General features: G+C 40.7%; 12 protein-coding genes and 2 pseudogenes. 3 read left to right on the top strand and 11 right to left on the bottom strand.

The annotated features are described in order from the left end of the window. Positions 1 to 259: 259 nt before the first annotated feature. From BN161_RS30855 to BN161_RS20935, 3 genes are read left to right on the top strand one after another with little or no spacing between them, the layout of a single operon-like run. Positions 260 to 391: a hypothetical protein gene (locus BN161_RS30855; RefSeq protein WP_262483929.1), complete on the top strand. Its 132-nt coding sequence runs from the start codon at positions 260 to 262 to the stop codon at positions 389 to 391. Then, complete coding sequence (locus tag BN161_RS20940) at positions 391 to 1,422, top strand: glycoside hydrolase family 130 protein (protein ID WP_044269928.1); 1,032 nt, start codon at positions 391 to 393, stop codon at positions 1,420 to 1,422. Before BN161_RS30855 ends, BN161_RS20940 begins: the two co-directional genes overlap by 1 nt. After that, entirely contained in the window at positions 1,419 to 3,641 is a 2,223-nt protein-coding gene (locus BN161_RS20935; protein ID WP_044269926.1) for a glycosyltransferase, read from the top strand. The genes BN161_RS20940 and BN161_RS20935 overlap by 4 nt, the downstream gene beginning before the upstream one ends. Before the next feature lie 74 nt (positions 3,642 to 3,715). Here the strand turns inward: BN161_RS20935 and BN161_RS29945 are convergent, their stop codons facing one another. From BN161_RS29945 to BN161_RS20880, 11 genes and pseudogenes are all read right to left on the bottom strand, one after another. After that, complete coding sequence (locus BN161_RS29945; RefSeq protein WP_044269924.1) at positions 3,716 to 4,105, bottom strand: hypothetical protein; 390 nt, start codon at positions 4,103 to 4,105, stop codon at positions 3,716 to 3,718. 84 nt (positions 4,106 to 4,189) lie between these two features. Continuing rightward, positions 4,190 to 4,760: pseudogene (locus tag BN161_RS20925) on the bottom strand (reverse transcriptase domain-containing protein); the annotation flags it as partial. 363 nt (positions 4,761 to 5,123) lie between these two features. Beyond that, positions 5,124 to 6,587 (bottom strand): annotated as a pseudogene (locus tag BN161_RS20920) (TraG/VirB4 family ATPase); the annotation flags it as partial. Between the two features lie 12 nt (positions 6,588 to 6,599). After that, positions 6,600 to 6,995 carry a hypothetical protein gene (locus tag BN161_RS20915; protein ID WP_044269920.1) on the bottom strand — a complete coding sequence of 132 codons (396 nt, stop codon included), beginning with the start codon at positions 6,993 to 6,995 and terminating at the stop codon, positions 6,600 to 6,602. A gap of 9 nt (positions 6,996 to 7,004) precedes the next feature. Then, the gene (locus BN161_RS20910) at positions 7,005 to 7,601 is read right to left on the bottom strand and encodes a hypothetical protein (RefSeq protein ID WP_125910898.1); all 597 of its coding nucleotides are present in this window, start codon (positions 7,599 to 7,601) and stop codon (positions 7,005 to 7,007) included. Between the two features lie 50 nt (positions 7,602 to 7,651). Next, on the bottom strand, positions 7,652 to 8,110 hold the full coding sequence (locus BN161_RS20905; RefSeq protein WP_044269916.1) for a hypothetical protein: 459 nt from the start codon (positions 8,108 to 8,110) through the stop codon (positions 7,652 to 7,654). 109 nt (positions 8,111 to 8,219) lie between these two features. Further along, on the bottom strand, positions 8,220 to 8,525 hold the full coding sequence (locus BN161_RS20900; protein ID WP_044269914.1) for a DUF4133 domain-containing protein: 306 nt from the start codon (positions 8,523 to 8,525) through the stop codon (positions 8,220 to 8,222). Between the two features lie 4 nt (positions 8,526 to 8,529). Beyond that, the gene (locus BN161_RS20895) at positions 8,530 to 8,829 is read right to left on the bottom strand and encodes a DUF4134 domain-containing protein (RefSeq protein ID WP_394332307.1); all 300 of its coding nucleotides are present in this window, start codon (positions 8,827 to 8,829) and stop codon (positions 8,530 to 8,532) included. Positions 8,830 to 9,032: 203 nt separating this feature from the next. Further along, complete coding sequence (locus BN161_RS20890; RefSeq protein ID WP_081743765.1) at positions 9,033 to 9,377, bottom strand: DUF4134 family protein; 345 nt, start codon at positions 9,375 to 9,377, stop codon at positions 9,033 to 9,035. Then, the gene (locus BN161_RS20885; RefSeq protein WP_044269912.1) at positions 9,374 to 9,820 is read right to left on the bottom strand and encodes a hypothetical protein; all 447 of its coding nucleotides are present in this window, start codon (positions 9,818 to 9,820) and stop codon (positions 9,374 to 9,376) included. The genes BN161_RS20890 and BN161_RS20885 overlap by 4 nt, the downstream gene beginning before the upstream one ends. A gap of 14 nt (positions 9,821 to 9,834) precedes the next feature. After that, complete coding sequence (locus tag BN161_RS20880) at positions 9,835 to 10,689, bottom strand: ParA family protein (RefSeq protein WP_244436584.1); 855 nt, start codon at positions 10,687 to 10,689, stop codon at positions 9,835 to 9,837. Positions 10,690 to 11,916 lie beyond the last annotated feature (1,227 nt).

The following is an 11,916-nucleotide window of genomic DNA, read 5'->3' as shown; positions in this document are numbered from 1 at the left end:
TATAATATATAATGTATAACGAAGATGATAAAGAAAAAACGTTCTTTGACATATTGGGAAAAAGGAATAATGGGAGAAAAGCGATAACTGCCGGTTGCCGGGCGAATAAAATGCAGTATTATAATTGTATTTATCTGTTATAAAAGAACAATAATCAGCTATTTATCACATTCTTGCGGATTAATATCGTAACTTGCAAAAAAGAAAAATCCCGCCTATTTTACCCCCGAGTATAAACTATCCTAAAATGAAATGAATTATGAAAAGTAAAGAGAGAAAGAAAGAAGCAAAGAAAGAAAAGTCAGAGAATAAGATAAAAGTACTGACTGAGTATCAGAGAGAAAGAGAGAGCAAGAGTAATAAAGGAATGAGTGTAATACCCAAAGCATAATGGTATCTGTAAAGAGAGAGGGTATTATACTGGAAGGCACTTCACTTGAATTTGAGAATGAGGGAGTGATGAATCCGGCAGTGATAGCTGAAGGAAATTCCGTGCACATGTTCTATCGTGCTGTAAAAGAAGGAAATCATTCGTCTATTGGGTATTGTCGCCTTGAGGGGCCTTTGAAGGTTGTGGAAAGAGATACGGTTCCTTTATTGGTTCCTGAATATAGCTATGAAAGTCAGGGTGTGGAAGATCCCCGAATCGTAAAAATCGATGGTCTTTACTACCTTACTTATACGGCTTACGATGGTTATAGTGCTGTAGGAGCTTTAGCGCTCTCTTCTGATTTGAGGCATTTTGAGAAGCAAGGTATTATTACTTCCCAAATTACTTATCCACAGTTTCGGGAACTACTTCGTACACAGCAAGCCATTATCAGTAAGTATTTCCGTTCGGGCAATAAGCGCGAAGCGACTAATGAGAAGGGGCATCCGCTCTATATGATGGATAAGAATGTGGTTTTCTTCCCCCGTAAAATCAATGGGAAGTTTTATTTCATGCATCGCATCCGTCCCGATATTCAGTACGTGGCAGTGGAACGCCTGGATATGTTGACGAAAGAATTCTGGAAAAGATATTACCTGAATTTTGCGAAACGTATTCTGCTGGCACCTTATCACGACCATGAGTCGAGCTACATTGGAGCCGGTTGTCCGCCGATAGAGACAAGCGCCGGTTGGCTGCTGATTTATCATAGTGTCTATGATACTCCTTCCGGTTATGTTTATTCCGCTTGCGCGGCTTTGCTGGATATTGACAATCCGGCCATTGAAATAGCCCGTTTGCCTTATCCGTTGTTCACCCCCATGACAGAATATGAACTGTCCGGTGTAGTCAATAGAGTCTGTTTCCCTACAGGCACTGCCTTGTTTGGTGACACACTCTATATATATTATGGGGCGGCTGATAAATATGTTGCCTGTGTGTCAGTGAAGCTGACAGAGTTGCTGGATGAATTAATAAAAGAAATTAAATGAGAAAAATAGTATGTATCACTACTTATCCTCCTCGTGAATGTGGCATAGCCACCTTTGCCCAGGATCTGGTCCGGGCTATTCAGTCTAAGTTTGGAGATTCTTACTCCATCAGAATATGTGCAGTAGAGGCTTCCGATACGGAGAAGCACGCCTACACCCGGAAACAAGCCGTAGAGTATATCCTCAATGCTTCGGATGCATCGGCTTTTGTCACCTTGGCCCGACAGCTGAACGAAGACCCTGAAATAGAGATCGTGCTTGTGCAGCATGAATTCGGATTGTATGCCGAGCAGGAAGAAGCCTTCCTTGAAATGCTGGAGCAACTGTCCAAGCCTGTGATTCTTACCTTCCATACAGTTCTTTCGCAGCCTTCTCTTGCTATGTATGGAAGTGTGAGGAGAATGATAACTGCCTGCAAGCATCTGGTAGTCATGACGCAAAACTCCCGGCGCATCTTACAGCAGGTGTATCATGTTGCTGATGATAAAATAGAGGTGATTCCTCACGGCACTCATCTGGTGTCATTTAAGGATAAGGATATGCTGAAGAGTTTTTATAAACTTTCGGGTAGACGAGTCCTTTCTACTTTCGGTTTGCTCAGTCCCGGGAAAAATATAGAGACCACTTTAGATGCTTTGCCGGATATTGTGAAAGAGAATCCTTCCATCATCTTTCTTATTATCGGAAAGACACATCCGGGAGTGTTGAAGGTGGAAGGAGAAAAATACCGCAATCTGCTGAAAGCGAGAATAAAAAAATTGAATCTGGAAGAACATGTACTTTTTATTAATCAATATCTTGAATTGCCCGTTCTGTTGGAATATTTACAGTTGACAGATGTGTATCTTTTCACTTCAAGCGACCCGAATCAGGCAGTCAGCGGGACATTTGTTTATGCTATCAGTTGTGGCTGTCCGATCATAGCTACTCCTATTCCGCATGCATTGGAATTGCTGAGTGACGACTCCGGTATCATCTTTGACTTTAAAGACTCGGTTCAATTGGCCATAGCCGCCAATCGTTTGCTTGCCGATGAAAGTCTGCGGACTGAGATGAAGCTGGTGGGTTTGCAGAAGACGGCAGCCACAGCTTGGGAAAATGTAGCAATTGCCTACACACTGCTTTTTCAGGAAACAGGCAAGCCGGAGGAGGAATTGATTTACTCTTTACCTCCCGTGAATACTTCTCATATCCGGCGTATGAGTCGGCAATGGGGAATAATTCAGTTTGCGAAAGGGAATCGGCCGGATAGCTCCACGGGATATACACTGGATGATACGGCGCGTGCACTGATAGCAATGTGTCAGGTTGTTGCCATTGGAAAGGGTAAGGTCAAAGAGCGCTATATCAGGACTTATCTGAACTTTATCCGCTACTGTCAGCAGCCGGATGGTTCTTTTCTGAATTATGCGGATCAGGATGGGTTGTTTACTTCACAAAATCAAGAAGTAGGGCTGGATGATAGTAACGGACGGGCTATTTATGCCTTAGGTTATTTTATCTCTTGTTCGGCACATTTCCCGGTTTTGTGGAGAGAAGAAGCAGTGGCTGTTTTCGAACGGACATTCCAGCAGTTCAGACGGATAGAGTCTCCCCGCAGTATAGCTTTTATGCTCGAAGGACTTTATTATTACACCCGTGTGTGCCCATCGGCTCAGGCGGATGCTTATATAGGGCTATTGGCCAATAAACTTGTTCAGTGCTATCGCCGGACGGCAGGCGGAGAGTGGTTGTGGTTTGAGACGTATCTCACTTATGATAACGGTATTTTGCCGGAATCGATGCTGTTGGCTTATCTGGCCATTGGCAGAGAAGAGTATAAGCAGATAGCCTTGGAAGCTTTCGAATTCTTATTGAAGAAGTTGTTTGTGGGGAATTGTCTTCAGGTGATTTCCAACCAGGGATGGATGCATAAAGGAGAAACTCGCCATGGATTTGGTGAGCAACCGGTAGATGTGGCGGGAACAGTGATTGCTTTAGGTACATTCTATCGGGTATTCAAAGAGGAAAAATACCTACGTATGCAAACTGATGCCTTCAACTGGTTTTTGGGGAATAACCATTTGCATCAGATTATTTATAATCCGGCCACCGGAGGCTGTTATGACGGATTGGAGGAGAATAACATAAATTTGAATCAGGGAGCCGAATCGACTGTGTGTTATTTAATGGCAAGGTTGGCTCTGACTACCTTCTGTCGGACGCGAGATGCTATTTGACTCGCAGTAAACTGCTTTTGCTGCTATCCTCTTTTGCAAAGAACGAGAAAGGCAGGGGAAAAGTGACAAGCTTGTCAGTTGACAAGCCGTAAGTTATTCACTTCTATAGCCAATTCTGAGAGGCTCCCCGTCCCGACAGATATTCCATATTCGTCGGTTATGAATATAATGATTTTCAATCCGATAAGATAAAGGTAAAAACAGAACTGCGGCTGTTCTTCCACCCCATGACGGACGAGGAAGTGCCGTTCAAAAGCCTTGTGCTGGCGCACTACCGCAAGGCGGAATACACTCGCAGAAACGGCACAAGGGCAATAACAGACCTGCTCACAATCTGCAAGGATTTGACAAACAACTGTAAAAGGGGTAAGTGATTCGCATTGACGTATTGGCACGTCGGGAAACGCATCAAAGAAGATGTGTTGTACAATGAATGTGCCGAATATGGAAAGCAGATACTGCATTGGCGGAGTATGGCATTCAGGAGCACTGTTATGTGGAAGAAAATCAACGGAGATAGGCAGCTTTCAAATATAAACTGTGATGCATAATCCACCCTGGGGTGTTCCACTGTATGCTTTATTAAATATCCAGTCTTCAATATATCCTGCGTTCAGAAACTTGCGGATTAGTCGGATAAAACGTTCATCGGCGATGCGTCTTCTAAGAATAGAAATCATTACATCGTGATTGATATTATCAAAGAAACCTTTGATGTCTCCTTCTATAAACCAGAGAGTTTGCATCAAAGCTACCTTCATAGATTGCTTCCAAAATCATTCTGACTACTTCTTGTAAAAGTTTGTCGTTGAACGTGGGTATTCCAAGAGGACGTTTCTTCCCATTCTTTTTGGGAATATATACCCTTCTTGACGGGTTTGGCTGATAGGCTTCATTTTTCAACGAAGCAATCAACTTTTCGATACGAGATATACTCATGTGGTCAATGGTAGTATTATCTGAACCTTTGGTCATGTTGCCTTCTTTCGCATAAATGTGTTGATAGGCAACGTAGTATATCTGTTCGTTGAACAATAGGCGATAAAGCCTCTCAAATTCGTAGTCTGGTTGTTGACTATGTTTAGCCAGACTGTTTAATACTTTTTCTGAACTTCTCATAATGTCTCACACATTTTTCATTAATTGTATTAAAAGAATTAACTGCCTCCCTTCGCCATGTACAGGACATTACCCTGCTCGGACTACTACGGAGGCTCCGTTGCCTTGTCGGATATTCAGAGGTCTGCACCTCATAGCCTTACAACCGGCTTTCCAATTTAGGCAATCCCCGTTTGCTTGCATAATAACTATTGCGCGATAGATAGGAGGATATGACTTCCGTCCGTTTCTGCTTATTGCAGATGCGTCGTGACATGTACATGCTACATTCCCCATCGTCTTTCGTTGAATGGATAAGCAGGTGGATGATAGGTCATTCCAATGTACTCTTGCCTAATTCCTTGCTAAGATTTATGCAGCCTTGACGGGCGCACCCTTTATTGAATCGATCTCGAAAACAATGAAAGTTTCATCAAATAGACTACCGTCAAAATCCTCGTTCAACGTCTTTTCAAAAATACCACCTTTATAGAAATCTTTCAGCATAAAACGGAACGAGCTGAAATCAAACTCAATCTTATTCTCCTTACAGATATCCGGTACACGCTGCATGGCATATTCATAAAAGCTGTTGAAAGACAAGGACGAAACCTCCAACTCCTTCCGCCTTTTCTCTATATTGTCTATCTGGTCATAAATATTGCTGTTCCAGCGCTTAAACTGTTCCTTCTTATAAATTTCTTCCTCACTCAGTGTCATATCTTCCAAAGTCAGTTCACTTTCATCCTGCATCAGCCTTCTCAAAGCGGTTGAACGGGCTTCTTCCGAGTCATCCTCCTTGCAGCGCATATCAATCTGCAAACTACGCTGCATATCCCAGCGCTGCTCATCCGAAAAGCCTGCAAAACCTTCAAAATAAACATCATAGTATTCGGTTATCACCATATTGACAACCTTGTCCTCTTCCTTGCTTACATTCCCTTGCGCTCCCTTCCATATCAATAAGACCATATTTTTCAGAAAGTCCGTCTTCTCTACATTCAATTCCTCCTTTCTGATACAAAACGGATTCATGGTAATGGGATGCTCTTTTGTATAACTGATATGTGACATAAAGTCTATCGACATCGAAGTATTATTCACCACCAGCTCTGTATACGGACGGACAATCCTCGGCAACGACACCTGATCTACATCCACCAGCGAATATATTTTCATCTTCCTATCCCCCAAATGGATACAATCCTCATCAACCTTATAATTACTCATGGAAAACTTTCCCCGTTTAAAATTGACAGCAAAAAAACGATCCACAAAATCTGAAAGTTCCAATTTGTTCAGGAAACGTGCCTTCACTCCCCCATCATGCAACTGGTCAATCACTTTTCTAAGCTTAATCAGGAAATCATTCCATTTCTTCGCATCATATTGGTTGAAACGTCCCTTCTTTCCCTCTTGGGTAATAGTCAGATAAGTCCTGCATTCCGTATAAGGACGGCCCTGAAAATAGTTGAAGTAGGCATCAGACAGATACTCCTTCTTATTATTATTCTCCTCCATCCGGAACTTCTCCATACAAAACACATCCTGTTTATGTATCGCATACCCCTCTCCTAACGTCTGTATCAATGCCGTAAACAGACTGGTATAATCATAATATGCATCTATATTGGCACTGTATTGCTCAACAGGATTTTCCATAAGCATAGTCGCAGAATAATCCCCCCCTTTGGTATAGAGCACCCCGATTCCATCCTCAGTATCTTCTACAGAGAAATAAATATCTTTAAAAATGTTTTTACGCTTTCCTCCCGTACCAAAAGCGGAGATAGATATAGCCATGCCAACACACACAGCTACCAAGAATAAAATTACATATAATGTCATTCTCTTTTCAAATTAAAACAAATAAAACAAACGTAATCCCATACGTGCGAACTGTTTTGAAAAAGAACCGGTCAATACGCCAGTCGTGAAATCAAACATGTAAAATGTCTCTTCCGAATATTCGTTTGATGTCAAGTACTCACCCTCCGGAACCGTAAACCCGGAAGCGGCAAACTGCTGTTCCCCGAAACCCTGTACCAGATAATAAAGCATAACCATCTCCGCAGCCGAAGGCATATAAGCCCCTTTCACATCCTGCAAGACAGTCAGCATCTCATCCTCCCCTCCCCTACCCTTTTGTTTACGTAACAAACTGTTCGATAACGCAACTCCATCTGTAAACCCCAAAACACAGTCCGGTTCATAAGGTATGGAAGGTTTGTATACCAACCGATAGGTTTCATCCACACCGGCAGATTAGGAAGCATTAATAAAACCTTCTTTCTTTCTCCCATCCACAGTCTTGAAAAACCTTCCGGATGTCAATCGTCTTGAGGAAAATATTTTGCGCCCGTCTACATCAGCCAAAGCGACCGCTTTGCCATGCTTGCCGTCTGTCTGAAAAACCACCGCGACGGACATCGAATCCATCTGCGTACTGATTGACCCGTCACGCTGCAAATAATCTCCAACCTTTATCGAGTCTGCCTTATGGGACATAGGTTCCAGCAGAGGACGGTTTTCCTCCAGCCAGCTGCTGACAATCCTTAGCTTTTCATCTGCCAACTGTAAATTAAGCTGCGTCATGCTACCTCTCTTCAAATGAGGTAAAACGGTCCTTGTCATATAATCAGCTCCGTTAATCTTCAAGCTGACCGAAAGATCACTTGCCCCGTCAAAAGGCGGCAAATATACATTCACAAACTGATAGTTATTCATCAAACGGTCAAAGTCAAAACGGATAGGCTTATTATTCCCTGCGAGTGAGAACCATTCCCCCGTATAAGGCTGATACTTTCCCTGCGTAAATATACGGTCTCCCGAAACACTTAACAGTGATAACCGGTCAGTCATATCGGAACTTTCTATGCGGAACCTTAACAAAGAAGTGGCACTTATCATCTTCATCCGCACAAAAAAACTACTGGATAAACTTCTCGACAATTCAGTCCATACAGAAAATCGGTGAAAGGAGCCTTTTTAACAAGGGTGTCTTTCAATGTCAGCCCTGGAATAAAAGGATAACAGACATAAAATATAGCCGTCGTATCTCCTGTAATAACCGAACCCGACTCCGGTCGGAAAAGATGATCGGAGAAAAGGAAAGGCATCCCGTTTAACATCAATTTTTCATCCATAGTAGCATCACTCGACATCGAATAAACCCCCACCTTGTTTAAAAGCGGCGTATGCTCGTGGGGATAAACGTCTAATTGGAATTCCAAGGGTTTGCGCACCTTCAACCACTGGTTACGCACATGCTCAGCGGTACTAATCGCCTGTGTAGTCGTAACATTACTCTCCTTTGAACCACAAGAGACCAAAAAGAGATGTACAATCAAGAAGAGAAAAAGAAATCTCATGATAATGCTTTTAAAAAGATAGGCCCAAACCTACTACTCAGGAATGAGCCTATCGGCGTTCGAATACTAATACAAACCACATGTCTGATCCATGCAGGTTTCTCTTTAATTAAAGTTTTTTGGAAAGGGCATAGACAAAAATACCTTTATCAATCTTCTTGGTATGCAGACCTCGTTTCTGCTTGATGAAAATCATCGAAATTCCGGTACTTATCACCGCAACCAGTACGATCAGTCCGGCAACAATTCCCAAAAGGCAATAAGCGATGATGAAACCCATTATAGCTCCACCGGCTGTCATTGCAGCCCAATAAATGTAGCGCCCTCGAAGCCCCATAAATTCTAAAGGTCTTTGGAGTCCTTTAAATATGGGATACTCGGGCAACTCCATCTCTTGTCTTTGCTCTGCAGGCATTATCTTATGAGTTAGTTACACCAAAAAACAGAGGCAATGCTTGCGCGGCGGCCACCAAAAAAATACAGGCACCGACAATCATCATGATACTCTTCTTCACATCCTGTTCCTCGTTGTTCATCTTGATGTAGACTGAAATCGCCCCGACAAGAGCGACCACACCGGCTATAGCATAGCATAACTTGGTCACATAAGGTACATATTTGGCAATTTCCTCCGTCACAGTACCCAATGCTGTTGTTCCGGCAGAATAATCTCCTGCCGAATTCTGTGCAAAAGCTACTGCTGATCCACAAACTAACATCAACAAAAATGCTTTAAGTCTCGGAGAAGAGACTAACTGATTTACAAATCTTTCAACTCTACTTTTCATCATCACATTTATAAATTTAACTTCGTATTATTATACTCTTCTGCAGTTGAGTTTATTTTCACACATATCTACGCTCCATTTTCCAACTCTTACTTCAAGAAGACAATGAAACTTAGCCTATAGGCAAACATCACCTATACCTGATATCCAAAAAATGCCGGGAATACAATAGAAGCTCCTATTAAAAACAAACAAGCTCCTACAACAAGCATGACGGATTTTTTAACTCCATCCTCCCCCATCGCCATCTTATAATAAATCTGGAAAGCCGCTACAACAGCCACAATAGATGCCACCACATATATAAGATAAAGCAGATAGAGCATCATTGTCACTACAAAATCATGCATCATAGCCAACGCATCCGCCCCCCAACTGTAATCCACACCGCCACAACGGGCAAGTGCGGATACAGGTTGAGACAACAATACTAGGCAAATGAAAAAGTATTTAAGCAAATCCTTCCCGAAACTCGTCATGATACCTTGCGGATAAATAATGATCCCCTTTCATGGGCATTTAAAAGGAGGTCACGGAATAGCTCTTTACTCATTGTAGCACTACCAATAGGCTCAATCGCCTCCATATCATCTTCCACTTTGCCTATCTTTTGCTTAATAGCAGAAAGCTTTCCGTGACTTTGGGATGTCATGTCATCCTTCATATTCTCCTTATTATTTTGATAAATGTCTTCTTGTTTTTCTTCCCTTTTTTCTGTTGGTTTGTCCAAGGTAAATCCATCACCCGATTCCTGAACCCCGACGGCCTTCTCCTCCTCTCCCATAAAAGAAACATCAAATTCCTCCTCTTCCTTTCCGGAAGAAGCCCCCTTCTGCTTTCTTTTGTCATATGCAATCATTCCTGCAAGATATAAAAGCAGGAATATTGTTGTACCAATGGCGACATGAGTAAATGTAATCATATTAAATAGTAATATCAGTTTTTAAATATTTGATTAGTTATAAACTCGAAACAAGGTGAAACACATTTCTGCTCTTCCAAAGACATAAATAAGGTATTCCTGCGCTGCATACACACCTTTAAAGGAATGCGTGGAGAGCGAATAGCTACTGCATCTATGGATTTATCCCAATCATCCCACCTCTTGCGGTCTGAAACTCTTCCTATTCGCACATCCACCATGTTAGGTACAAAAATAGCCGTTCGTTTCAACGCCGGATTCATTTTTTCCAGCATTTGGAGGACGGTTGCAAATACCCCGGTAGAATCAATGGAAAATTCCTCATATTGGAAAGGTACAATGACATAATCGGAAAAAGTAACAATGCCCAGATTCTCAGCTCCGGATCCCCCGGGCAAATCAAACAGATAATGCCGCTGTTCTTCCTTTTTATAATTCTCCAAAAGTAATCCCAAACGGTCAAACTCCTCCTTTATAATAAAAGGCCGTATTTCAAATAAAGGCTGACATTCTGGAAAGGCTCTCATGTCCTCATTACGTGCACGCAAGAGGGTCGCCTGCTCATCCGCATCAAATATGCATACGGATCTCCCCTGATTAGCCCAGTAGTTTGCCAACGAAACACACAAACTGGATTTTCCTACGCCACCTTTCTTATTTGAAAAAGTAATTATCATCACTGTTTTTTTTGCAAAGTAAAAGCCTTTCATCGGATGGACGAAATTTACCAGTTCGAATGGTAAAGTATTTATATTTAATTGATTATATCTACAAAATCGGACATCCGAATCGGACTTAAATAGAATAAGCCATCCATTATTACCATTTCTCCCCTGCCTTATGGCAACTAAAAAAGCCCCTGTGAGCACAGCCAATGTACATAAATCAAGTGAATCCCCATCAACTCAAAGCTCTTCGCCTATCATCATATCAATATAGCCCTCACTAAATATTGTAATACACTACAACGAAGCCATAAATTAAAACGACTATTATGAATAGTATATCAGACAACATGCAATCACATTTCAACATAAATACATATTCATACTACTATATTTTTACATAATTATATGAACATATATTTTCATTATTCACCTTATCTATATGCATACCTTCCACAAATACATCCAGCATAACTATACTCAATCAATAAGACTGGCTTGGGAGATCAACATAATCGAGCTACATATATACGTTCATATATAAATATATTCATATTATCACATGATTGCATAAATACATTATCGAATAATTACATGATTATACATACATATAATAATACATTAATACAAACACCAAATAACATTATCATATGATTATATAACCGCACATCCCCTCTCCATAAGACTTAATCAAACCCACACACAGACAAGCACCCCACAAAACATACAATAATGCTATAGTATAATAATATTATAGCATTATTGTATGTTTATACTTTCATACGAAGATACAATAAAACATTCATGTAACATCAATCACTAATACAAAATACACAATAATACAATTACATATTTGCATTAAGACATTATCACACAAACATAGTTTTACATGAACATATATTCATATTTTCACATAAACGCATATTAACATATTTACATTACAACACGAGCATACATTCACATAACACAAGAGTAACGCAATATCATCATATTTTTATGCAATAATATTTTCACATTATCATATTACAGCATAATTACATGTTCACATAACCACTTATTAGCATCGTTACATTATTACATTTTTATGTTATCACATTAAAATACAAACATACTACCATACAACAATACGCCGATATTTTTTTCATGCCATCCATACTACAACACCGCAGCATACTAAGTTCTCCCAGAAAAAAAAATACACAACTACACCTTCATATTAAACTATGATAATACGGCCACATTTTCACACTATTATATTTATATACAAAAATATGATTATATAAAAGCGTAATAATATATCCATATCATCACATAGTAACATCATCATATAAACAGTACAAACAAAAATAATTAAAAAAAAACGCCAGTCCCTCAGAGCCAACAAGACATCCGAGAGGAGAGGAGGGAGAGGCAGAAGAAATCAACCAAAAC

It is taken from the genome of Bacteroides timonensis (genome assembly GCF_000513195.1).
GTDB lineage: Bacteria > Bacteroidota > Bacteroidia > Bacteroidales > Bacteroidaceae > Bacteroides > Bacteroides timonensis.
Note: the sequence above shows the minus strand (reverse complement) of the source record. Positions and strands in the feature narration are given on the sequence as shown.